This is a genomic window from Parahaliea maris, assembly GCF_008064665.1.
GTDB classification, from domain to species: domain Bacteria; phylum Pseudomonadota; class Gammaproteobacteria; order Pseudomonadales; family Halieaceae; genus Parahaliea; species Parahaliea maris.
Map to the genome: position 1 here is coordinate 39,090 of NZ_VRZA01000006.1, position 24,131 is coordinate 63,220.

Below are 24,131 nucleotides of genomic sequence, written 5' to 3' on the forward strand. Positions count from 1 at the left end.
TGACCCGCTTTATGCGTATCCTGACCCTTTGCCTGCTACTGATACTGCCCTTGGGGGCCGTTGCCGCAGACTTCGCCACCGAAATGACCGTCGCCAGCGATGGGTCGGGGGATTTCACCCGCCTGCAGGACGCGATTGATGCAAGCAAATCGTTTCCGCTGCTGCCGATTACCATCCATGTGAAAAACGGGGTCTACCAGGAGAAGGTCGATGTACACGCCTGGAATACGCAGCTGTCGCTGATTGGCGAGAGCCGGGAGGGCACCATCATTCGCTTTGGTGACCACTTCGAGCGGGTCGACCGCGGCCGCAACAGTACCTTCATGACCTACACCCTGCGTGTTGCCGGCAACGACTTTCACGCGCAGAACCTCACCATCGAGAACACCGCGGGGCCGGTGGGGCAGGCGGTTGCCCTGCACGTCGAGGCCGACAGGGCCGCCTTTGTAAACGTCAGTATCAAGGGCTACCAGGACACGGTGTACCTGGCGGGAGAGGGCTTTCGTTCCTGGTTCAGTGACTGTTACATCGAAGGAACCATTGATTTCATTTTCGGCCAGGGCACCGCCCTGTTTGAAAACTGTGAACTGCGATCACTGGCCGACGGCTACGTAACCGCAGCTTCGACACCGGCGCAGGAGGCCCATGGGCTGGTTTTCAGTGAGTGCCGCCTTACGGCCGCACCCGGTGTGGACGCGGTTTATCTGGGCAGGCCCTGGCGTCCCTTCGCCAATGCGGTGTTCATGGATTCAGAAATCGGCTCACACATTCTGCCGGCAGGCTGGCACAACTGGGACGATGAGGTGAACGAGGAGACAGCCCGGTTTGCCGAGTATCGCAATCGGGGCCCCGGCGCGGAGCGTTCCAGGCGGGTTCCCTGGGCGCGGCAACTGAAAGAGCCGGAGGCTGCCGCCTATCGCGCAGAACGACTATTCAGAGGCTGGCAGCCCCCCGGTCGCTGAACACGGCTCTCGGTTGCGCCAGGTTCGCATCCCCTATGGCCTGGCTGCGCGCGTCCTCCACCAGGGTGGCGATATTGCTCCCCGTCAGGCTTTCCAGAAAGGCTACCAGCGCTGCTTTTTCTGCCTCCTCCAGGTCCAGTGGTCGAATGCGTGGATCCTGGCCCTGATGGGGAACACCGCCGGCGTCGTAGTAATCAATCACCGCACGAAGATTCGGTAGCGAGCCGTCGTGCATGTACGGCGGCGTGATGGCGACATTGCGCAACGTGGGTACCCGGAACTGCCAGCGCTCGCTGCTCCTGCCAGTGGCTTCGTAACGGCCGAGGTCATTTCCCGGTGGGCGCTCGAACTTCACCGTCGGGGTGATTTCGACACCCGGTGCAATGCGCACGGTAGTTGGCTGCAGCCCAATACCCATGCTGCGGGCATAGCCAATACCGGTGTCGTAGAAGGCGTCATTGGTAAAATGAGCGTGATGCTGCTCAACGCTGTGGCAGTCGCTGCAGCCCAGGCTGCGGAACAGTTCCCAGCCCTGCCGGGCTTGCTCGCTCAGGGCATTTTCATTGCCGCCAAAGTACCAGCGATCGAAGGGTGAATCGGCTGCAATCAGGCCGCGCTGATAACTCGCCAGCGCCATGCCCACGGTTTCCATGGTCAGTCCCTGGTCGAAAGCCGCTTCGAACAGGCCTTGGTAGTCCGGCGCGTTGCGCAGGGTGGCCAGCACGAAACCGATACTCGGGTTGGCCATTTCGTTGGCTTTCAGCAGCGGTTGCCACACCTGGTTTTCCAGTGTGGATTCGCGGCCGTCGTGGAACAGCGCAGCACGGTAGCCGACGTTGAGCAGCGTTGGAGCATTGCGTCCAATGAAGCGCCCCTCGGCCCCGACCGGAGTTTTCACTTCGTACTGGGTGAAACCCTGTTCAGGAACATGGCACATGGCGCAGGACAGGGTGCGGTTAAACGACAGGCGGCGGTCGAAGAACAGTTTCCGGCCCAGGTCGATTCGCGCTGGCGTGGCCGGGTTGCGCTCGGGTATGGGCAGGGCGGGAAGGCCTTTGGGTGGTTCCGCGATATTCGCGAACAATGGCGCTCGGTTTCCGTCGGTAGCCTCAATCGCGCGGGAATTTTCGTAGTTCTGGGCGCTAACCGTGACGGCTGGGGTTAGCACGCACCAGGCGCAAAGCCGGCTTGCGAACAGGCTGATCTTGGCTAAGCTTCGTCCTGCATAATAAAACTTATTATAGGAGGTTCTCATGAACATCCTGCGCTCGCTTGTTGTTCTCGCTGTTACCGGTTTGCTGTCAGTAGCAAGTTACGCCGACGAAACCTGCATGTCACCCTATATGGCCAAGATCCAGGGCCAGGAGGACTTCGTCTATGTCTGGACCCTTGGGGTGCCAGGGGTGGGCGACGAACAGGACAAACTGGTTACGGTAGACGTCAATCCAGAGTCCGCCAATTACGGCAAGGTGATCGCCAGCCTGTCGGTGGGGGGGCGCAACGAAGCCCATCACACCGGGCTAACTGATGACCGCCGCTACCTCTGGGCCTCGGGTCTCGACACCAGCAAGATCTTTATCTTCGACGTGCATACGGATCCCGCAAAACCCAGCCTGCACAAAACCATTACCGACTTCGTCGCCAAAAGTGGCGGTGTTGTCGGCCCCCATACCAACTATGCCCTGCCCGGGCGCATGATGCTGACGGGGCTCTCCAACAATCGCGACCACGGCGGTCGCACTGCGCTGGTGGAGTACACCAATGCGGGTGAGTACGTGGCAACACACTGGATGCCGACAGGCGACAACCTGCAAGGTGCAGAGAAGTCCGGCCAGTATGCCGATGGCTACGGCTACGATGTCCGGGTATTGCCCCGCAAGAACCTCATGTTGACCTCGTCCTTTACCGGGTGGAACAACTACATGATGAATATGGGCGCCATGATGGCGGACCCGGAAGCCATGAAGGCCTTTGGCAACACCATGGTGGTGTGGGACATGCACGCTCGCCAGCCGCGCAAGATACTGGATGTGCCGGGCTCGCCGCTGGAGATTCGCTGCGCCTGGAGCCCCGAGCACGATTACTGCTTCACCTCCACCGCCCTGACCTCGAAGGTGTGGCTGGTCTACCTGGACGAGGAGGGGCAGTGGCAGGCCAAGGCTGTGGGAGATATTGGCGATGCGGCCAAAATCCCGCTGCCGGTGGATATTTCCATCGCCAACGACGATACGCGGCTGTGGGTCAACACCTGGAACGACGGCATGACCCGGTTGTTCGATATCAGTGATCCCCATAACGCCCGGCAGATTTACGAGAAGAAAATCGGCACGCAAGTGAACATGGTCAGCCAGAGTTGGGACGGCAAGCGGGTGTACTACACCTCCTCGCTGTTGGCCAACTGGGACAAGACCGAGCCGGCCGGCCCTGATCTCCAGTACATCAAGGTGTACGACTGGGATGGCAAGGCGCTGCAGCCCGCGTTTGCCATCGACTTCCTCGCCGAGAAGCTGGGCGCGCCACACCAGATGCGCTTTGGCGCCCACTCCCTGTACGGCAGCAAGGCAGACATCGCCAGCCGATGACAAACGTTGGCGCTGCGCTTCTGGGGATGCTGCTGTTGGTTGCTGGAGCGCATGCCAGCACAGGCGCAACCGTACTGGCGCCGGGCTACGGCCAACTCGCCTTCACTCCTCCCGCCGCGGGCAGTTATTCGCTGCCCGCCCTGGGCGATGCGGTGGATGGACGGGTGCTCGATCGCGACGCCCGTCAGTGGCACCTGCACGATGTCCTGGACGGCAAACTGGTGCTGATGGGCTTCATTTACACGCATTGCCCCGACGTCAACGGCTGCCCCCTCGCCAGTTACGTGATGAAGCAGGTGCAGGAGCGCCTGGTGAACGATGCGCAACTGCGGGATCAGGTCCGTTTGATCAGCCTGAGTTTTGACCCCGACCTGGACACGCCGGAAGCGATGAAGGCCTACTCACGGCACTTCAGGCGCGAGGATTTTGACTGGCGCTTCCTGACCACGAATTCTGAAACCGATTTGCTGCCAATCCTGCAGGGATATGGCCAGTTCCGACAAAAGGTCTATGACGAGGACGGTAGCTACGCGGGCAGCATGTCCCACCTGCTGCGTGTCTACCTGATCGACCGGGACAAGCAAATTCGCAATATTTACAGTGCCGGCTTCCTGCATGCGGATACGGTTGTCAACGACCTGAGAACACTGCTGCTAACCCAGGATTGACTGACCCTCGGTGGCGGTAACGTCCCCGATTTATCCCTGCGCTACTGAGGCGTCAGGAAGATAACTCTACCGGGCGCTGGTTGAACCGTATTTTTGGCTCCTTGTGCGTCAGCAGCCATTTACGGAAATTGGAAATGGCATACTCGTCGCGCCGGTCCGAGTTGTACACCAGGTAGTAAGCCCCGTCGATCTGGTGTTCCAGTTCGCAGGCCAGGGCGAGATTCCCTTCGACAATATCCTTTTCCACCAGGTACTTCGGTAGTACAGACACCCCCAGACCGTGTTTGACAGCCTCCAGCAGCAGGGAAAAGTGCTCGAACTGCCCGCCCTCAATCTGTGAGATCTGCTTGTCGGTCTTGCCCGCCGCCTTGAGCCAGGAACCGGTGGAGGAAATCGGGTGGTTGTGATGCAGGAAGGGCAGGCCGATGATGCCATCGAGGTCCTTGGCCGCGGGCCTTCTGCCCAGCACCTTTCGTGTCGCCACTGCGACCAGGTTGTCGTAGCGGAGAAATTCGGCTTCGCAGCCGGGCCAGTTGCCGTGCCCGAACAGGATGGCCGCGTCGCACTTGCGCACGTTGCGCTCGACCGACAGAAAGTCGGTGTGCAGGTGTACCTTCACGTCCGGGTAGCTGGCGCCGAACTCCCTGAGGCGGGGGACCAGCCAGTGCATCGCAATGGTGGGTTCGGTCACGACCTTCAGGTCAAAACTGCCACTGACGTGGCCATCCACGGAAACCATGTCGGTGATGTCGGCCAGGCGGCTCAGCAGCACCTTCACCTCGCTGGCGTATTGCTCCCCGACAGGGGTCAGGCTCAATCGCCCATCCTGCCGGTAGAACAGATTGCGCCCCAGCTGCTGCTCCAGCGCTTTGATCTGCTTGCTGATGGCGCTCTGCGTCATGTGCAGGCTCTGGGCTGCATAGGTCATGCTCAGGTGCTGCGCCACAGCATCAAAGCATTGCAAGGTGGTGATTTTGGGGAGATTCCTGCGCATGGCACCGATCTGGGGGGTATTCCATTTCGGAATAGTGCCCTGCATTTCCTGAAGTGTCTACCGGCCTGGCATGGGGATAGTATCCCTCAAGACACCACAGACTTCTGGCAGCAACACAGCAGGCAAGGTACCCATGTTCAAACCCAAGGCACTTCACACCGCTATCTGTTCGACATTGATGACGATCCCTTCCGTGGCGCTGTCGCAATCGCTGATGGAGGAAATCACCGTTACGGCGACCCGCCGGGCGACCAGTGTCCAGGATGTTCCCTACAACATCTCAGCGCTGGATGGTTCCAAACTTGCCGACGAGGGGATCACTGATTTTTCCAAGATTGCCCGCAGCATCCCCGGCCTCACGCTGTCCGACAGCGGGCGCAGCAAGAATGGCATCAATAACGGCATAGTGATGCGTGGCCTCAACGTGTCCGGCTCAGGCAACGAGGACTTTCCCAGCCTGACGGACCCGGTCGTGTCCATCTACCTGAACGAGACACCGCTGTTTGCCAACCTGGAGCTGCGCGATATGGAGCGCGTCGAAGTGCTGCGGGGCCCCCAGGCGACACTGTACGGTTCGGGTTCCCTGGCGGGTACCATGAAATATATTCCCGCCGAGCCGGACATGCAGGCGTTTTCCGGATCGGTCAAGGGCAGGGCTTCTGCCACCGACGAGTCTGATGACTTCAATACCGACCTGGAAGCGACCGTCAATATCCCGCTTTCCGACAAGCTGGCCTTCCGTGGAACCATCGCCAACCTGGACAATGCCGGGTATATCGATTCCGACTACATTGAGGAGCTCGACAGCAACGGCCAGCCTACCGGCCGGGCGATTTCCAAAGAGGATATCAACGATGAGTCCGTGCAGATGGTGCGGGGCACCCTGCTGTTTACGCCGTCGGACGCAACCGATATCACCCTCATGTACAACTACCAGAAGGACGACATCGGTGGCTCTTCAGCGACCGCCGCGGGGCTCAAGGGTTACAACTCGGGCACCAAGGTCCTGGAGGAGTTCGAACGGGAGGTTTCCCTTGGCTCCCTCGTCATCAAGCACGACATGGGCTTCGCGGAACTGACATCGGCCACGTCGTTCACCAGGAACGACGCCGACAGCATCCACGACCAGAGCTACAACTACGGCTACTCCGGTTTCTGGAGCTACTATGCCGGCGTGCCGCGCGAAGTGGTCACGGGCGAGAAGCACTACCAGGGTACCTCCAAAACGCAGGAACTGCGGCTCGCCTCCAACTCGGAAGGCAGTGTCGACTGGCTGCTTGGCCTGTACTACAACGATGTCGAGCACGACGCGCAGAGCTATGACTTTATCGCGGGAGTAGATGAGCTCTACGCCATGGTCAATCCCCAGGCGCCGGACCTGGGCTACAGCAACCTGCTGTCCACCGAGTTCAAGGACCGGGCCGTCTTTGGCGAAGTCACCTACCACCTGTCGGATATCTGGCAGGTCACCGTAGGTGCACGTTACTTCGACCAGTCCTTCTCCGCGGCGCAAAGCATCACCCTGCCACCCTGCGGCATCTATTGTGGCGAGGGACCGACAGGCCTGAGTGAGGCCTCCGGCAAGGAGGATTTCACCGACACCCTGTTCAAGTTCAACACGTCCTACGACATCAACGACGGCAACAAGGTGTACTTCACCGTGGCTGAGGGTTTCCGCCACGGTGGGGCGAACGGTGTCCCGGTGGATAACCTGTCTACCCCGATTGTCGAAGGTGGCGTATTTGCGGAACACCCGGATTACCTGTTCTTCGATCCCGACAAATCCCTCAACTATGAGGTGGGCTTCAAGGGCTATCCAAACGATGTCCTGCGTTACTCCGCCGCGCTGTTCTACGTCGACTGGAGCGATCCGATCCTGATTGTACAGACGCCAAACGGTGGCTTCCCCGTGATGTTCAACGGTGACGAGGCGGAGAGTAAGGGTGTCGAGCTCGAGCTGGGCCTGCGCCTGTCCGAGGCCCTGGAGCTCAACATCGGCTACACCTATACCGATGCACAGTTGACCAAGGACTTCTTCATTCCCAATGTCAGCGGCGGTGCCGAATCCTCTACCCTGGGTGGCCGGAAGGGCGACAAGCTGCCGGGTATTCCCAAGCACACGGCCAACGCGTCGCTGACCTACAGCCAGTCGCTGGATATGGGGGCCGACCTGGTCGCCTATCTGGGCGTCTCCTACAAGGATGACTTTGTCACAGGGTTCCCTGACCCCTCGTCCCTGGCCCTGAACAGCTACGACGAAATCGACAGCTCACTGCTGGCTGATGCCTACATCGCCCTGGATTTCTCCAGCTGGCGTGTGTCGCTGTTCGCGGACAACCTGACCAACGCTGACGACATCACCACCAGTGACGGCAACGGTAAGTACATCGGCAGCAAGCCGGGCTTGCAGTACGACGTCAACCTGGGTGACCAGGAGTATCGAGTGCGCCCTCGTACCGTCGGTATCAGCGCCAGCTATAGTTTCTGATAACCTGCTCACAACCCGCCCGGAACAAGGGAACGGCCTGGCCGCCACCTTGCCGGGCACTATCCTTTCACACTGCTTGCACGCCGCGTCCGTTATGACCCAAGACAGCGATACCGAGAACGCGACCAGTTTCGCCCGGCAGGCCGAGCAGGCGCAGCATCTCCTGGATGCCGGGCAGTTTGACGAGGCGGCGGTGGCCTGCGTCACGCTCGCCAGAGGCTACCCCGGAGAGGGCATCAGCTGGCATCTGCTGTCGACCGTCAGCCTGGCGTTGCAGCGGTTGCCGATGGCGGTGGACGCGGCTCTGAAAAGCGTCCAGCTGGATGCGGGCAATGCGCGTTATTTCATGCAACTGGCGCGCTGTTACCTTGTCGCCCAGGAATGGCTGCAGGCGCGAAAGGCGCTGGGCTATGCCGAGGGCGGCAATATCGGTAATGACGCAGATGCACTGAGTCAGCTCGGTACCCTGTGGTTCGAGGCGAACTGCCTGGATCAGGCGCTGGCCTGTTACAACCGGGCGCTGGCCCTGGACAGTGCCCACACTGCCGGCCGCTTCAATCGTGCCGCCACGTTGCGTTTCCAGGGTGATGCGCGCCGCGCCGAGGAGGATTATCGCTACCTGCTACAGCAGCATCCTGCAGACTTTGAAGCCTGTCATAACCTGCTGCAGCTACGGCGCTTCTCGTGTGATGAGAATGTGCTCCCGCTGATCGACCATTGTAGCGATCTCAACAAAGGCCAGTGGCGTGCGCAGGTGCAGCTCGGCTACGCCAGGGGCAAGTACCTGGAGGATGTGGAGGCATTTGAGCAGGCTTTCGACGCTTACACCCGGGCAGCAGACCTGAAGCGGCAGCATACACCCTACTCGGTGGAGAAGGATCTGGCCTTGATGTCCGGCCTGCCGCGGTTGTTCGAGACCGGCCCGCTCGCGGACCTGGTGGCGTCCGGTGGCGACGAAAGCGCGCCACAGCCGATTTTCGTCGTGGGCTTGCCCCGTACCGGCACAACATTGGTGGAGCGCATCATCGGCAGCCATTCACAGGTGGTCAGCGGGGGTGAGCTCAACAGCCTGCCACTGGCTCTGCTGGAAGCCATGGGCCAGAACTGCTTCGCCGATCCTTTCAGGATTTCATTGCCGGACGGTGAATCGATCGGGCCGGAACAACTGCCCGGGATTCGCCAACGCTACCTGCAGTTGAGTCGCGACCGCTTGACTGGCCCGGCTACTTCTGGCCGCCTGGTGGACAAGCTGCCCTTCAACGCACTTTACGTGGGCTATATCCTGGCGGCCTTCCCCAAGGCCAGTGTGGTCCATGTCAGCCGGGACCCGATGGATGCAGCGCTGAGCAATTTCAAGATGCTGTTCGCCCACGGTTACGACTATTCCTACAACCTGGACGACCTGGCGGCGTATCTCGTCGAACACCGCCAGATGATGCAGGCCTGGCAACGCATTTTCCCCGGCAAACTCCATGAGATCCGTTACGAGCAACTGGTCGCCGACCCGCAGGGACACATTCAGGGCTTGCTCGACTATTGCGCGCTGCCGGTAGAGCAGGCCTGTTTCGACTTTCATACGAACCCGGAGGCCAGCCAGACAGCCAGTGCCAGCCAGGTTCGCCAGCCCATTCACCAGCGTTCGGTGGGACATTGGCGCAACTTCGGGGCGCAGCTTGCGTCCCTTGAAAAAAAGTTCGCCGATGCAGGCATGCAACGCACACTCTGATCAATTGGTGCCAGAATCACTATGACACAACTCAGAATTTTTCAGTCCATGTGGGGTATGGAGTTCGACCGCCCCGATGGCTTCCAGTGGTCGCTGGAACAGAAATTCAAGATGATTGCCGAGGCGGGGTTTGATGGCGTCAGCTTCGACGTGCCGCACCATAACCGGGACTTTGTGCAACGGGCTCAACCCTACTTGCAGGAGTACGGACTGCACTGCGTCTTCAATGCCTTTGTCGACAGCTCCGACAGCTATCGCGATATGCTCGAGTGGACTTGCCAGCTGGACGTCCCGCCGGAGTTCGTTGGGCTGATCGGACAGGTCCAGCCCTGGCACATCCACGAGGTCGCCGGACAGACCCGGGCCTGGCTGGAGCTGGGGTCGGCAGCCGGTATTCCCACCCACGTGGAAGTGCATCGCAATTGCATGACCAACGACTTCCTGTTCACCCTGCAGCTGATGGAGGCGGTACCCGAGCTGATGATGGTGGCAGACCTGTCCCATGTCCTGCTCAACCAGGAGTGGTACCTGCCGCTCTCCCCGGAGGCCGGCCAATTGATGAGCCGCTTTCTCCAGCGTACCCAGGCCTTTCACGGGCGGGTTGGCACCCGTGAACAGGCCCAGGTCTCGCCGGGCTTTCCCCAGCACCGCGGCTGGTTCGAGCTGTTTCAGAGCTGGTGGCTGGAAGGTTTCCAGCTGTGGCAGCAGCGGCAGGAAGCGGGGGCCGATAGCGCCTGCGTCTTCGTCTGTGAGCTGGGGCCGCCGCCCTATGCGATTACCGACGCCAGCGGGAGTGAGCTCAGCGATCGCTGGCAGGATGCGGTGCTGTTGAAGCGCACCGCTGAAGACCTGTGGGCCCGCGCGAAGCGGGTACACTCTCTGCCTGAACTACAGGAGTCCTGAGCATGCACAATTGCGGAACCCTGCTACCCAGGTTGTTGGCGAAGTACGGTGTGGAAATAGTGTTTGGCATTCCCGGTGTACATAGCGTGGAGCTGTATCGGGGGCTGGAGCAGAGTGGCCTGCGCCACGTCACGCCGCGACATGAACAGGGTGCCGGTTTCATGGCGGACGGCTATGCCCGCGCCACTGGCAAGCCCGGGGTGTGCTTCATCATCACGGGGCCCGGCATGACCAACATCGTCACCGCTATGGGCCAGGCCTTGCAGGATTCCATTCCCATGCTGGTGATCTCGGCGGTCAACCGACGGGCAGATCTGGCGATGGGGGAGGGGCGGCTGCATGAGTTGCCCAATCAGGGGGCGCTTGTCTCCGGGGTCTGCCGGTTCAGCCACACACTGATGGATGTCCGGAACCTGCCGAAAGTGCTCGCCCGGGCATTCGCCGTGTTTACCAGCCAGCGCCCGGGGCCAGTACATATCGAAATACCGCTGGATGTGATGGTCCAGGACGCCAGTGGCATCGACGACAGTGCCTGGCCTCTGCCGTCGCCTCCGGCTGCCGCCTCACGGGACATAGAGCAGGCTGCCAAACTGTTGGGTGAGGCGCGCCGCCCGTTGCTGGTGCTCGGTGGCGGTGCCATCGGGGCGGCAAAGCCGCTGACCGCGCTGGCGGAAAAGCTCGGCATGCCGGTGATCAACACCAACAACGCCAAGGGCGTGGTGCCGGGTTCCCATCCCCTGGCGGTGGGCGGTTCCCCGTCGCTGAAGCATCTGCGCCAGGAACTGGAGCAACAGGCCGATGTGGTTCTTGCTGTCGGAACTGAGTTTGGCGAAACCGACTATGACTTTTTCTTTCTCGGTGACGTCGACATCCGCGGCAAGCTGATTCGCATCGACATCGACGCCGCCCAGCTTTGCCGCAACGTGAAGGCCGACATCCCCTTGCTTGGCGACGCTGGTGAGACCTGCGTCGCACTGGAGCAACAGGTCACAGCTGCGGATGTCGAGCAGCAGCGGGCCGGCCGGCAGCGCGCCGCAGAACTGCGTCAGCAGGAGGAGGCCTTGCGCCACGAGGGCTACCAGGCGTTCTTCGCTACCATTGGTGAGGTCGTGCCGGAGGCGATCATCGTCGGCGATTCCACACAACCGGCCTATTTTGCCCAGGTGCACCACAACTGCGAGTTGCCGCGGCGCTACTTCCATTCGGCAACGGGCTTCGGCACCCTGGGCTACGCCTTTCCGGCGGCCGTAGGCGCCAAACTGGGCTGTCCTGAGTTGCCGGTGATCTGCCTGACCGGTGATGGCGGTGGCCAGTTCACCCTCAACGAACTGAGTAGCGCGGCTGAAGTGGGGGAACAGGTCATCTTCCTGGTATGGAACAACCAGGGGCACGGTGAAATCCGCCGCTTTATGGATGAGCGTGACATCGCGCAGATCGGAGTCAACCTGCACACACCGGACTATGCCGCATTGGCTGAAGCCTGCGGTATGAAGGGCTACAGGGCCAGTGACCCGGCGGAGTTCGAGCGCTGCCTGCGTGCAGCGGTCGCCCACAGCGGTCCCAGCCTGATCGATGTCTCGGAAGCCGGCCTTGCGTCCGGCTACCCCTGGTAAGCCCACAGGATCCTCACGTACATGAAAGCTTTTCTGACCCGCGAAACCTACGACACGCCCTTGCTGGCGGAGAAACTCTCCGTTGCAGGTATCGACCTGGAGGTGCGAACTGACTCCTCCGTGTGCCCTCGAGAGGTGCTCGAACAACAGGTGAGCCGGGTAGACGCACTCCTCACCCACACTGAAGACGAGATCGACGCCGACCTGCTCAGCCGCGCTGCGCCGCAACTCAGAGTGGTTGCCAACATGGGTATCGGCTTTTCCAATATTGATGTGGCTGCGGCTCGGGCGCGCGGAGTGATTGTCACCAATACCCCGACCGAGGAGGCGTTTGAAGCCACTGCGGAAGCGACCGTGGCCATACTCCTGTCGGTGGCAAGGCGCATACCCGCGCTGCACGTGGAGCGCCGTGCGCTGACCTGTGATCCCGACCCCTCCTTTCTTCGCGCCACTGCCACGTCCGTGCGTGGCAAAACGCTGGGTATTGTTGGCATGGGGCGCATTGGCTCGCGCGTGGCGAGGATCATGCATGGGGGTTTTGGCAACCGGATCCAGTATTTCGACCTGGTTGCCAAGCCGGAACTGGAGGAGGCCCTGGGGGCGAGGCGGGTCGATTTGCCTACGCTGATGCGTTCCAGCGATCTCATTGCCGTCAACATGCCCCTGAGCCAGCAGACGCGTAACCTCATCAGCGCTGAGATGATTGACCTCATGCAGGATCACGCCACTTTCGTGAACACCGCGCGCGGTGAGCTGGTGGACGAACCGGCCCTGGTGGCGCGCCTGAACGCCGGGAAGTTGCACGGTGCCGGCCTGGATGTCTACGGCCCTGCGGTCGATGACATCCAGTTCGACAATATCGCCCTGACCTCCCATTTCGCCAATTTCGAGGATCAGGCCTACACCGCCATGACGACCCTGGTGGCCGACAACGTGGTGTCGGCACTGACCACCGGCCAGGCGCTGACGCCCGTGAAGGAGTGACCCGACTGCCATGAGTTCCACCGCGATAGACAGACCGACTTCGAGTATGCCGCGCGTCGTATTGAGCAAGCTTTTCCTGTGCTCGCTGCTGGGGATCGTGTTCTTCCTGGTCCCGATGCACTACGACGACAAGTGGACCATCCTGATGGGGATCATCACTGACCTGATCAGTGCCGGCATTGGGGACAACATGGCGCTGTTCACGCTGCCACTGTTTATCGTCAGTGCCGGGATCTCCCTGGTGTACTATCTGCTCCCGCATCGGCTGGCCATGCGCTTGCCCTACGCCAGGCACCTGATCGCCTCCCATTGGTCCTGGGTGGTGCTGTCCACCATTGGCGGCCTGGTAGCAACCTTGCTGGCCCTGGGTGTCGGGCCCGACTGGATCATCGGCAAGGATACGGGGGTCACCGCCTATATTGATGTGGCCGGGGCGATCTACCTGATCATCGGGCTCGGCTGTCTGTTTCTGCCGTTCCTGACCGACTACGGGTTACTGGATTTTGTCGGCACCCTGATGCGGCCCTACTATCGCCGCCTGTTCAACCTGCCGGGCCGTTCCACCGTGGACACGCTGGCATCCTGGGTGGGGTCCTCCAGCATCGCCGTCCTGATGACCAGCTATCAGTACGAGCGCGGTTATTACACCGCCAGGGAATCCGCTGTGCTGGCCACCAGTTTTTCCGTGGTCTCCCTGCCGTTTGTACTGTTGACCTCCCAGGTGGCCGGCCTGCCGAACCATTTTTTCCAGCTCTACGGCGCGATGGTGTTCATCTGCATACTGTGCGCCATCGTTGTGCCGAAGCTGCCGCCTCTCAAGCACATTCCCGACGAGTACTATCCGCCGGCTGGCAAGCAACTGTTTGAAGAGGCCGAGGGCGATCACTCCCCCCTGACCTGGGCGTGCAAGAAATCCTACGAGGTCGCCAGCCATTCACCGAGCCCCATGCTGGCGTTTAAAAAGGGATTCGGGTCGATGCTGGACATCTTCATCATGATGATGCCTGCCGCCATGACCATCGAGTTCCTGGCCCTGGTGGTCTATTACCATACACCGGTGTTCCAGATACTGAGCTACCCGTTCATCTTCGCTCTCGAGGCCATGCAGGTGCCGGAGGCCCGGGCGGCGGCGCCGGGGATGATTATTGGCCTGCTGGATCAGTTCGTACCCGCGATTATTGCCGGAAGCCGGGATTCACAATTGACGCGTTTCGTACTGGCGGGCCTGTCGGTCACCCAGCTGATCTTCTTTGCGGAAACCGCCCTGCTGATCATGCGCTCGAAGATTCCACTGAGCGTCAAGCAACTGGTTGCCATCTTTTTCATCAGAACGCTGATCGCGCTGCCCATCCTGGTGGCCATTGCGCACTGGCTGTTCTGATCGCGTACCACCCGGAGAATCCCCATGAAAATTGATGTTAAACAGATCGATGCCGGTGCAACCCAACAGCGCGGCCTGCCACCCGCCGTGTTCAAGTCTCCCGATGTGTTCGACCAGGAGTGCGACGCAGTTTTCCGCAGTGGCTGGGTCAGCCTGGCGAGTGCGCAGCAGTTGCCCAACGTGGGTGACATGCTGCCGGTAAAGATCGGTGATGCCAGTCTGCTGGTCATTCGCAACGCCGAGGAAGAGATCGGCGTGTTCCACAATATCTGCCGGCACAAGGCGGCCCCGCTGGTGGACAGCGCCTGCAGCAAGCGGGTGCTGGTCTGTCCCTACCACCGCTGGGCCTACAGCCTCGACGGCAGCCTGCGAGCAGCGCCGAAGTACTACGGCAACAGCGATGAGCACATGTCGGCTGAGGACAAGCAGGACAAGGGCCTGCTGCCCGTTCGCAGTGTGGTGTGGTGGGATACCATTTTTGTGAACCTGTCGGGCGATGCGGAACCGTTTGAGGAATTCATTCGCCCGCTGGAGCAACAACTCGAGGGCTATGACCCCGCTGGCCTGAGCCTGGTCAGCAGCACGGAGTATCAGTCGGCCGCCAACTGGAAGCTGGCGGTAGACAACTTCCTCGACGGCTACCACGTGCCCTTCGTACACTCACAGGCGGTAACGGTGGATTCGATCCTCAATCAGGATGACCTGTTCCTGTCCGATGAAATCATTGGCCTGCGCCTGCCGACGGGGGCCAGCGACAAACCCGCCAAAACCGACAAGCCGCTACCTCACTTTGCTCATCTCACTGAGGAGAACACCGGCACGCAGCAGTGGTTCGGCATTTTCCCGAACACCCTGCTGTTTGTTGACCCGGTATGGGTGCAGCTGATTATCGTGCGCCCGGAAGCGCCCGACTTTGCCACGGAAACGCTCACGATCTACGCCGCCAACCCCGACGCAATGGCCGATGAATTCGCCATGCAACGGCAGGTATTGAGTGACACCCTGAACGAGGTGAACCGGCAGGATATCGAGCTGCTGGACAAGCTGCAGTTCACCCGCACCGCCCCCGAGGCCCGCCACAGTCACCTGGTGCCCGCCTGGGACCAGGTCAATGTGCGGTTTCATCAGATCTGGCTGCAGAAAATGCAGCGGGCGGCGGGTTGATACCGCCGCACTAAGGAAAGGAAAAGGGAAAGGGAGAAGGAGCTGCTGCTTCAGTAGCTCCTGAAGCAGCGCTCGATACGCCGGCAGGCTTCCTCCAGCACTGCCAGTTCACAGATCAGCCCCAGCCGGATGTGACCCGCGGCACTGGGGCCAAAAGCTTCACCTGACAGCACCGAGACGCCGAAGTCGTCCAGCAGCCGGGTGGCGAACTCGCCGGCGCTGCAGCCCGCTTGGCGGATGTCCACCATCATGAACATGCCCGCCGCCGGCTGGTGCACATGCAGCCCGGGGACCTGGCCCAACACGCGGTGTACCAGGTCCCGTCGCGCCTGATACTGATGTTTCATTGATTCCACGTCCGCCTGCCCGTCACCCAGCGCCTTCGCCGCCGCCAACTGGGAGAAGGTCGGGCACCCGTAGAGCATGGCGGTACTCATGTTGGCAAGGTGATGGCTCAGTTCCCTCGGGCCAATGGTCCAGCCGATGCGCCAGCCGGTCATGGCGTGTGACTTGGACACGCTGTTGACCACGATGGTGCGCTCCTGCATGCCGGGCAGGCCGGCGATACTGTGGTGGGCGTGGTCGAATATCAGCGAAGCGTAGACCTCGTCGGATACCACCCACAGGTCGTGTTCAATCGCGATCTCGGCGATCGCCTGCAGGTCCCGCGGACTGATGACAGTCCCGGTGGGGTTGTGCGGTGAGTTGAGCAGCAGGGCGCGCGTCCTGTCGGTGACGGCACTGCGAATGGACTCGGGGCGCAGGCGGAAGCCTTCCTCCGGCAACATGGCAACGCTGACTTTGTCGGCCCCGGTTGCTGCGACAACGGCTTCATAGGTGACGTAGGTGGGCTCGGGCACGATGACCTCGTCACCTTCTTCCACGATACAGTGCAGGGCGCAATAGAGCGCACATTGCGCCCCGGACAGGATCACCACATTGTCTGCATCGACGTCACAACCCGACGACTGGGCGTGTTGTTCGGCGATCACCTGCCGCAGAGCGACCTCACCGGTAAAACCGGTGTAATGGGTGTGCCCTGATCGCATGGCTTCTACCGCCGCCTCCACGATCGCGGGCGGCGTGTCGAAGTCGGGGTCACCTATCGAGAGCAGGATCACATCGGCGCCGGTTCCGGCCATTGCCACGGCGCGGTTGTGAATGTCCCAGGCTTCGGCGCCTTCGCCACCAATTTTGCGGGTGAATGATGAGTACTTCATGGACAGGTTTTCGTAGCCTTGCGACGGTTCGCTGCGAGTATAAACATCTGGCGCCCAAACTCACCCCTGGTTTGTGTTCCTGCCATGACGAAACCGACTGGCGGTTTTACCCCGGGGAATAGCCAGCAAGGCTCTCGATGAGCCGCGCCTTGCGCTTGGCTCCGGGCTGCTAAACTTGGGGGAAACCCGGTGTAGGGGTAACACCTCATTTTACAGCCAACGGAGATGTATCGATGAAACTGGGTATTCTCTCTTGCAGTCCCGGCGCTTACAGTACCCGTAGATTCAGGGAGGCCGCGCAACAACGCGGTCACGATGTGAAGGTGCTGAATACCCTGAAGTTCGCGATCGACCTCGAGCGGGGGGCGCCTGACCTCTACTACCGGCAGGAACAGCTGGCCGACTACGACGCGGTCCTGCCCCGGATCGGCGCCTCCATTACCTATTACGGAACTGCCGTGGTTCGGCAGTTCCAGGAGATGGATGTGTTCTGCGCCAATACCGCCCACGGCATCAATAACTCCCGCGACAAACTGCGCAGCCTGCAGATACTCAGCCGTCACGGGGTCGGGATTCCCCGCACGACCTTCGTGCGCGATAAAAAAGACGTGCTGCCCGCCATCGATCGGGTGGGGGGCGCACCGGTCATTATCAAGCTGATCGAGGGTACCCAGGGCATCGGAGTGCTGCTGGCGGAAACAGTAAACGCTGCCGAGTCGATCATCGAACTCCTGCAGAGCCAGAAACAGAATGTGCTGATCCAGAAGTTTGTCGCCGAGAGCAAGGGACGCGACATCCGCGCGTTTGTGGTGGGGGACCGGGTTGTCGCGGCGATGCGACGGGTCGCCCAGGGGCAGGAATTTCGCAGTAATGTGCATCGTGGGGGTGTCGCCGAGCCTGTCGAACTCGACGATGCCTACGTGGATACCGCGGTGCGCTGCACCCAGATCATGGGTTTGCGGGTTGCCGGGGTCGACATGCTCGAGGGAGCGAGTGGGCCCCAGGTCATGGAGGTGAACTCCTCGCCCGGGCTTGAGGGAATTGAAACCGCCACCGGCCTCGACGTGGCCGGCGCGGTTATCGACTATATCGCGGCACAGGTCGATTTTCCCGAGATCGACGTACGCCAGCGTCTGACCGTCAGCAAGGGCTACGGTGTCAGTGAAATTTACATGCCCGAGGGGTCCCGCTACGTTGGCCAGAGCATCGAGAAGACCGGCCTGCTGGAGCGGGATATCAATGTCCTGACGCTCTACCGGGGCTCGAAAGTCATCCCCAATCCCCGGCGGGACCGGGAACTGGAAGCCGGCGACAAGTTGCTCTGTTTCGGTAAGCTGGAGGCGATGCGGGAGATGGTGCCGGCCCGCACCCGGCGCCTGCGTCAGCCCTCGGTGGAGCAACTCGAAATCGCTCCCGAGTAGCTCGGGCGCAGGCCCGCCCAAACCGGGTCCGGCTTTGCCTTACCCCAGGGGGGGCGTTACCCCCAGTTCTTCCAGGTAGCGATACAGCTCTTCCTGGAACAGGCGCGCCCGGACATTGCTGTCCCGCGCCACGATCAGGTAGATGCTGGCGTCCAGGGGCATCGACTCATCCAGCAGGCGCACCAGCGAGCCGCGCCGCAGGTCGGCCGCTACTTCCAGCTGGTCCGCGAGTACCACTCCCAGCCCCCGGCGGGCCGCCTCGATGGACTGAAAGCCGTAGTCACAGTGGAGGTTGCGAGTGGCCTTCGCGTCTTGCAGGCCGTGGTGCGCCAGCCAGCGCTCCCAGTGCTGGTAGCGTTCGTGCACCAGAGGGTAGTGAAGCAGGTCGGCGGGTTCCTGGACCGGCGCGTCGGGGCGCAGAAGTGCCGGCGCGCACATGGGTTGATAGTGCTCCTGGTACAGGTTCAGGACCCTTCGTCCCTTTGCCTCTGGTTCCCCCAGGCAGAGTGCCAGGTCCAGCTCTGCCGGTACCTCCCGGGTATAGGGCTCGAGGGTGTGCAGGCGCAGGGTGGCTTCGGGATAGCGCGCGCTGAACCGCGACAGCAGTTCCGGCAACCAGTTAATCGACATGGTGGCCGTAGCGCCCAGCGCCAGTTCGCCTTCGAGGGACTCGTGATCGAGGTCGTCGACGCCCTGTTGCAGAATGGCCAGGGCGCTCTGTACCGCTGTCAGGAAGCGTTGGCCTGCCGCGGTCAGGTGCAGGCGGTTGCCGGCCCGCTCGAACAGGCTGACTTGTAAGCGCTGTTCCAGGTTGCGGATCTGGCGGCTCAGGGCCGTATGGCTCAGGTGTAATTCTTCGGCCGCCGCCCGTACGAACCCGTGCCGCCCTACGGCTTCAAAGGCGCGCAGGGTATTGAGTGGCAAGCGGCGATGGTCCAGGGCCAGTTGGTGCGTTTTTGTAACCAATATCGTGCAAATAAATCAATTGTGGAAACAAAATAATCACATAGAATTCCATCAACAGCCATAACTTCCTGCCCTCCCGGTCGTGGGGCTGAATTGGCGGTAACACTGTCGGCAGGCGACGGAGGCAAAATGACCCAGCGACACACATTACGCATCAACGGCGAGCGCCTGTGGGCGCGGCTGGAGGAGATCGGCCAGATCGGCGCGACCGCCGGTGGCGGGTGTAATCGCCAGGCACTGACCGATGAGGACCGTATTGGCCGCGAGCTGTTTGCCAGCTGGTGTGAGCAGGCCGGTTGCAGCCTGCGTCGCGATGCCGTCGGCAACCTGTTTGCCCGGCGAGAAGGAACCGAACCGGGCCTGGCGCCGGTGATGACCGGCAGCCACCTGGATACCCAGCCCAGCGGTGGCAAGTACGATGGTATCTACGGGGTGCTGGCTGGCTTGGAAGTCCTGCAGACGCTGGAGGAGGGGGCGCTGCATACCCGTCACCCGCTGGAAGTGGTGGTCTGGACCAACGAGGAAGGTTGCCGCTTCGACACCGCCATGATGGGGTCTGCGGTCTGGTCTGGCGCGATGTCACTGGAGGATGCCTACGCCCTTGCCGATCGCACGGGCGCCAGCGTCAGGGACGAGCTTGAGCGCACTGGTCAACTGGGCGACCTGCCCGCCGTGGCCGGGCCTGTACACGCCGCTTTCGAGTTGCACATCGAACAGGGGCCGGTGCTCGAGGCAGAGCGCAAAACCATTGGCGTGGTCACCGGGGTGCAGCATATGAGCCGCCACCGGGTGGTGTACTACGGCCAGGAAGCCCACGCTGGCCCGACTCCCATGACCCTGCGCAAGGACCCGATGATGGCCCTTGGTCAGTGCCTGCCAGAGCTGTATGCCATGACTGAACAGCACGGTCCGGATGCGCGGGTCACCTTTGGCTTTGTGCACGCCGAGCCGGGTTCCAGTAACACGGTCCCCGGGCGCCTGGAGTTCACTGTAGACCTGCGCCATCCCGACGCCGGTCAGTACCAGTCGATGCTGCAGGCCTACGAGGCCATCATCAATGCGGCCGCCCGGCGGTTCGACCTGGCAATGGAATACGCGTGTTTCTGGGAGGCCCCCGGTGTTGAGTTCGACTCTGACTGCGTGGCTGCGGTGCAGAGTGCGGTCGACAACCTGGGTTACTCGTACCGCCGCATGGTATCCGGTGCCGGTCACGATGCCTGCAACGTCTCCAGGGTTGCTCCCACCTCGATGATCTTCATTCCCTGCGAAGGTGGCCTCAGCCACAACGAAAAGGAAGCTGTCAGTGCGGCGGACGTCGAGGCGGGCGCGAACGTCCTGCTGCAAGCCATGCTGGTGCGGGCCGAACTGGATAGCTGAACACACTGACACACTATTAACGGAAACCTCGATGAAATTTGCCAATCGCATCTCCGGTGGAAAGTCCCCGGTACTGGAGCAGTGGGGTATGGACTCCGAGTACGGCGTGCTGGAGAAAGTCCTGATCGGCCCTATGGATCACTACAACTGGCAGACCGGCAACGCCATGTCGCGCCGGTCCCTGCGCCTGGGTCGCGAGTTTGATCACGCCGTTGCCAGAGCCCAGTACCAGGAGATGGTCGAGGCCTATCAGCAGGCTGGCGTGGAAACCCATATTCTGGAAGCCGACGCCAGCCTGCCCTACCAGTTGTACGCCCGCGACTCCTCTGTCATGACCCCCTGGGGGCCCATCGTGACGCAGATGTACAGCCCCTGGCGTCGCGGGGAGTGGAAGGCCGTGCTGGAGTTCTACCAGAGCCAGCAGATTCCGGTGTATGACATTGTCACCGCCGGTACCCTGGAGGGCGGCGATTTCATGGTACTGGAACCGGGCCTGATTCTGTGTGGTTACACTGGCGAGCGCACCAGTGAAGAAGGGCTGGCCCAGGTGAAAGCCTGGGTCGAGGCCGAGGGCTGGGAATTCAGGAGCTACAAATTCGACCCGTACTTTTTGCACCTGGACGTGAAGCTGGCGATGCTGGCGCCCAAGCTGGCGGCGGCCTGCATCCAGGCGCTGGAGCAGGAGTTTGTCGACTGGTTGCAGGGCCGCGGCATCGAGCTGATCGACATCTCCTACCGCGCCATGCTGGAGTTGGGCTGCAACGTGGTGGCCCTGGGCAATGACCGCGTCTTGCTGCCCTTCGACAACCTCGAGCTCAAGGAGAAGTGCCGGGCCCGCGGCCTGACCGTGATCGACCCGGACGTGAGCATGTTTACCTCCGGCGGTGGTGGCGTGCATTGCATGTGCCAGCCGCTCAAGCGACAGCCTGGCTAAGCGCGCAGCGGTCGTGAAAACGTGCCGGATCTAAAAAAGCCCCGCCAGAACTGACGGGGCTTTTCATTTTCAGGTGGCGTAACGCCGGCCTAGATTGGATCACCGGGCGGCAGTACCAGTACTTCACTGATGGCCTTGTCGCTCCCTGCCTGCCAGCTGCGGATATCGGCGGCTACGCTCACTGCGAATGCGCCGGGCTTTCTCCTGCTTTCCAGTTCCTCGGCCAGCGTCTCGAGGCGGCTCGACAACACCGCTCGTACTGCCGGTGAACTTTCCGCGCTGCGGGCTTGCCGCATCATTTCATCCACCGTGACACGCCGGACCACGTCGAGCACTTGCTGCTGGTAGTCATTCCCGGGTGCGTCCGCCCCCCAGGTGACTTCCAGCAGGCGTTCGATGACTTCTTCCAGGTCGGGATAGTCCCCCATGGCGCCGTAGGCAACGATCCGGGCCATGCGCGCCGGGTGCAGAATCTGTTTGACCGACAGGCTGGCCGAACCTTCCGCCGCACCCAGTGGGTCGAACATCAGCCCGGTCCTGCCGGGGAAGGGCTCGGCGGGATTGTGGCGATAGGCGGGGGCGCCGCCTATCAGGGACAGGGTGTCTTGCGGCAGGGCCAGGAATTCCAGCGTCAGTGTGGAAAGCACGGTCTCCAGCGCGTCGCGTTGCTCTTCGGCATCGATGATCTGGAAGGCCGTCTGGCCATCACCACGAACCGCGTAGCGGTAGTCTGCACCGCCGATGCTCTGGGCTGCCGAGTTCAGCTGGAAGCGATGATGCATGTACAGGGGTAGCAAGACATCCTCCAGATTGGACAGGGGTTCGCCGGGCCGGATATTCGCTTCCCCGAAGTTCGCGAGGCCAATACGGCGCACCTCGATTTCATGCTTCAGATGGTCGACCAGGTTTTCGCCGTTGTCCCAGACCCCCGCATACTGGTGGCCGGCACCGATAAAATTGTTGTTGTTGTGGGCCATGAACAGCAGGCCGCTGTCCAGGCTCTCCTGCACGATCTTGCCCAGTTCTTCGGCCTCGTCTGCACCGGCGGGGAACTGGGTGTAGGAGTAACGCACCGCCAGCTTGTCGTATTCGCCGATACGCTGGACGTAGGCCGTAGAGAAATCCAGTCGTCCATCATCGGTGATCTCGACGCGGGGCGCCGGATAATCCATTACGCTTTCCCGGCCGTAGGTGCTGGCCAGGTAGTTGTGCGGGTAACCCAGGGTGTGGCCCACTTCGTGCGCCGACAATTGGCGAACCCGGTCCAGTGCCATGTTGACCGCGGCGGTGTGCGTGGCAGCGGCGGCATTCTCCGCGAGTGCATCCAGGTATTCAAAACCGGGGATCATACCCTGGCCGTGCAGGTAGTCCTGGCGCAGGCGCAGGCTGCCCAGATTGACGTTGCCCTTGAGGATTTCGCCGGTGCGAGGGTCCTGCACACTCATGCCGTAGGAATAGCCCCGGGTGCGGCGGTGGGTCCAGTGGATCATGTTGTAGCGCACGTCCTGCGGGTCCACGCCTTCGGGCAGCTCCCTGACCTGGAAGGCGTTGATGAACCCGGCAGCCTCATAGGCCTGGTTCCACCAGCTGGCCCCTTCGATCAGCGCGCTCTTCACCGGCTCCGGGGTGCCGGAATCGACGTAGTAGACAATGGGCTCCACCGCTTCGGAGCGGGCAGCATCCGGGTCTTTCTTTTCCAGTCGGTGGCGGGCCACCAGCCGAATGTCGGTATCCCGGCCGATCTCGGCACTGTAGTTACGGATGACGGGGCCATTGGTACCGATGCGTGGGTCTGCCAGGCGGATAGCCATTTTGCTCTCTGGCAGTTTTACCAGGGAGTGGTGCTGGCGCAGGGTCACGGCGTTGCCGGACGCGGCCACCTCGTTGACCAGTTGCCCCGGGTTGTCGCTGGTAAAGGTCAGGGTTACTTCCACCTCCACGTTCTCGGGGAAGGCCTTGGTGTTGTCCAGGTAGAAGGCGCTGCGGCTTTTGTCGAGGGTGAACTTGCCCTGGTCCCGGCGTGCTATTGCCGCGGTGACATTGCGGGCATCCCGGACGAAGAAGTCGGTGGCATCTACCAGTACCCGGCCGTCGCTTTCCGCGGCAATGTCAAAACCCCAGATAATCGAAGGGGCGAAGGCGTCCTTCACCGCCAGGCGTTCCAACGGGTTGTCGCTCAGGGCCTGGTAGGCGTAGTTGGGTTGCTTCAATAGTACTCGCGGCCCGACGCGGTTGGCTTCCAGCACCCAGGTGCCGCGTAACTGGCCGCGGTCGATGCCGATGGGATTGGCGCCCAGGCCCGAGCCCATGGAGACCTGGTAGAGAAATTCGGTATCGAGCTGGTCGATTTCCCAGTACATCTTGCCACTGGTTTCGTCCCAGTAGAGGTTGAAATACCCGTCCAGTTTGTTGCTGCCGGCGACAACTTCGGTGATGGAGGGCAGGGCGCTGGCCTTGCCGATGGTGGAAAGCAGGAGAACAAGAAAGGTCAGGACAGGCCGTGTAAAGCTCCCTGGCGGGCAGGGTAGCCAACCTGTTCTGAAATCAGTTGACGCCATATTCAATTACCTTTTCGAGTGATGTTGGATGCCGGCAATGCCGGCATTGGCTGGTGGATAAAAGGGTATATTGTATGCAATATCAATGCCACGACATTCCACATTGTGGCAAGCACACAGCGAGCGGCCTCGTTCGCTCGGAGCACGGTCGCACAGCCAGCTTGTGGTGCATTTCGTGCAATCGCGCACC

18 protein-coding genes and 1 pseudogene are annotated in these 24,131 nt (G+C 61.4%); 14 read left to right on the forward strand and 5 right to left on the reverse strand.

The window, feature by feature from the left end:
- Nucleotides 1–11 precede the first annotated feature (11 nt).
- Nucleotides 12–962 (forward strand): pectinesterase family protein, encoded by a 951-nt coding sequence (locus FV139_RS15960; RefSeq protein ID WP_148069471.1) that lies wholly within the window; start codon nt 12–14, stop codon nt 960–962.
- Here FV139_RS15960 and FV139_RS15965 read toward each other — a convergent pair.
- Nucleotides 934–2,046 carry a cytochrome-c peroxidase gene (locus FV139_RS15965; protein ID WP_235898681.1) on the reverse strand — a complete coding sequence of 371 codons (1,113 nt, stop codon included), beginning with the start codon at nt 2,044–2,046 and terminating at the stop codon, nt 934–936. The two genes, FV139_RS15960 and FV139_RS15965, sit on opposite strands and share 29 nt — an antisense overlap.
- A gap of 169 nt (nt 2,047–2,215) precedes the next feature.
- Between FV139_RS15965 and mtoX the strand changes: the two genes are divergently transcribed.
- Both mtoX and FV139_RS15975 read left to right on the forward strand, forming a co-directional pair.
- The gene (gene mtoX, locus FV139_RS15970) at nt 2,216–3,544 is read left to right on the forward strand and encodes a methanethiol oxidase (protein ID WP_148069473.1); all 1,329 of its coding nucleotides are present in this window, start codon (nt 2,216–2,218) and stop codon (nt 3,542–3,544) included.
- Nucleotides 3,541–4,212 carry an SCO family protein gene (locus FV139_RS15975; RefSeq protein WP_148069474.1) on the forward strand — a complete coding sequence of 224 codons (672 nt, stop codon included), beginning with the start codon at nt 3,541–3,543 and terminating at the stop codon, nt 4,210–4,212. Before mtoX ends, FV139_RS15975 begins: the two co-directional genes overlap by 4 nt.
- 52 nt (nt 4,213–4,264) lie before the next feature.
- Here FV139_RS15975 and FV139_RS15980 read toward each other — a convergent pair whose 3' ends face one another.
- Nucleotides 4,265–5,206 carry a LysR substrate-binding domain-containing protein gene (locus tag FV139_RS15980; RefSeq protein WP_187276592.1) on the reverse strand — a complete coding sequence of 314 codons (942 nt, stop codon included), beginning with the start codon at nt 5,204–5,206 and terminating at the stop codon, nt 4,265–4,267.
- Between the two features lie 133 nt (nt 5,207–5,339).
- On the opposite strand from FV139_RS15980, the gene FV139_RS15985 reads away from it, so the two are divergent.
- The 7 genes from FV139_RS15985 (at nt 5,340) to FV139_RS16015 (ending at nt 15,465) form a co-directional block, all read left to right on the forward strand.
- Complete coding sequence (locus tag FV139_RS15985) at nt 5,340–7,694, forward strand: TonB-dependent receptor (protein ID WP_187276593.1); 2,355 nt, start codon at nt 5,340–5,342, stop codon at nt 7,692–7,694.
- Between the two features lie 94 nt (nt 7,695–7,788).
- Complete coding sequence (locus FV139_RS15990; RefSeq protein ID WP_148069477.1) at nt 7,789–9,420, forward strand: tetratricopeptide repeat-containing sulfotransferase family protein; 1,632 nt, start codon at nt 7,789–7,791, stop codon at nt 9,418–9,420.
- Between the two features lie 21 nt (nt 9,421–9,441).
- Nucleotides 9,442–10,323, forward strand: coding sequence for a sugar phosphate isomerase/epimerase family protein (locus FV139_RS15995; protein WP_148069478.1), 882 nt, complete (start codon nt 9,442–9,444; stop codon nt 10,321–10,323).
- A gap of 2 nt (nt 10,324–10,325) precedes the next feature.
- Nucleotides 10,326–11,936, forward strand: a complete 1,611-nt coding sequence (locus FV139_RS16000; protein ID WP_148069479.1) for a 5-guanidino-2-oxopentanoate decarboxylase — start codon at nt 10,326–10,328, stop codon at nt 11,934–11,936.
- Between the two features lie 21 nt (nt 11,937–11,957).
- Nucleotides 11,958–12,920, forward strand: a complete 963-nt coding sequence (locus FV139_RS16005; protein WP_148069480.1) for a 2-hydroxyacid dehydrogenase — start codon at nt 11,958–11,960, stop codon at nt 12,918–12,920.
- 61 nt (nt 12,921–12,981) lie between these two features.
- Complete coding sequence (locus FV139_RS16010; RefSeq protein ID WP_213004141.1) at nt 12,982–14,301, forward strand: YjiH family protein; 1,320 nt, start codon at nt 12,982–12,984, stop codon at nt 14,299–14,301.
- A 24-nt stretch (nt 14,302–14,325) separates the two neighbouring features.
- On the forward strand, nt 14,326–15,465 hold the full coding sequence (locus tag FV139_RS16015; protein WP_148069482.1) for an aromatic ring-hydroxylating oxygenase subunit alpha: 1,140 nt from the start codon (nt 14,326–14,328) through the stop codon (nt 15,463–15,465).
- Between the two features lie 50 nt (nt 15,466–15,515).
- Here the strand turns inward: FV139_RS16015 and FV139_RS16020 are convergent, their stop codons facing one another.
- Nucleotides 15,516–16,685: a pyridoxal phosphate-dependent aminotransferase gene (locus tag FV139_RS16020; protein ID WP_148069483.1), complete on the reverse strand. Its 1,170-nt coding sequence runs from the start codon at nt 16,683–16,685 to the stop codon at nt 15,516–15,518.
- Nucleotides 16,686–16,918: 233 nt separating this feature from the next.
- On the opposite strand from FV139_RS16020, the pseudogene FV139_RS16025 reads away from it, so the two are divergent.
- Nucleotides 16,919–17,842: pseudogene (locus tag FV139_RS16025) on the forward strand (ATP-grasp domain-containing protein); the annotation flags it as partial.
- A 15-nt stretch (nt 17,843–17,857) separates the two neighbouring features.
- Nucleotides 17,858–18,106 carry a cation:proton antiporter regulatory subunit gene (locus FV139_RS21250; RefSeq protein WP_235898699.1) on the forward strand — a complete coding sequence of 83 codons (249 nt, stop codon included), beginning with the start codon at nt 17,858–17,860 and terminating at the stop codon, nt 18,104–18,106.
- A gap of 39 nt (nt 18,107–18,145) precedes the next feature.
- Here FV139_RS21250 and FV139_RS16030 read toward each other — a convergent pair whose 3' ends face one another.
- Complete coding sequence (locus tag FV139_RS16030; protein WP_148069485.1) at nt 18,146–19,030, reverse strand: LysR substrate-binding domain-containing protein; 885 nt, start codon at nt 19,028–19,030, stop codon at nt 18,146–18,148.
- Nucleotides 19,031–19,201: 171 nt separating this feature from the next.
- Here FV139_RS16030 and FV139_RS16035 point away from each other — a divergent pair, with 171 nt between their 5' ends.
- Together FV139_RS16035 and FV139_RS16040 are read left to right on the forward strand one after the other, a co-directional pair.
- Complete coding sequence (locus tag FV139_RS16035; RefSeq protein ID WP_148069486.1) at nt 19,202–20,449, forward strand: Zn-dependent hydrolase; 1,248 nt, start codon at nt 19,202–19,204, stop codon at nt 20,447–20,449.
- A 31-nt stretch (nt 20,450–20,480) separates the two neighbouring features.
- Nucleotides 20,481–21,383 (forward strand): dimethylarginine dimethylaminohydrolase family protein, encoded by a 903-nt coding sequence (locus FV139_RS16040; protein ID WP_148069487.1) that lies wholly within the window; start codon nt 20,481–20,483, stop codon nt 21,381–21,383.
- An 89-nt stretch (nt 21,384–21,472) separates the two neighbouring features.
- Here the strand turns inward: FV139_RS16040 and FV139_RS16045 are convergent, their stop codons facing one another.
- Complete coding sequence (locus tag FV139_RS16045) at nt 21,473–23,941, reverse strand: zinc-dependent metalloprotease (RefSeq protein ID WP_148069488.1); 2,469 nt, start codon at nt 23,939–23,941, stop codon at nt 21,473–21,475.
- Nucleotides 23,942–24,131: the final 190 nt, after the last annotated feature.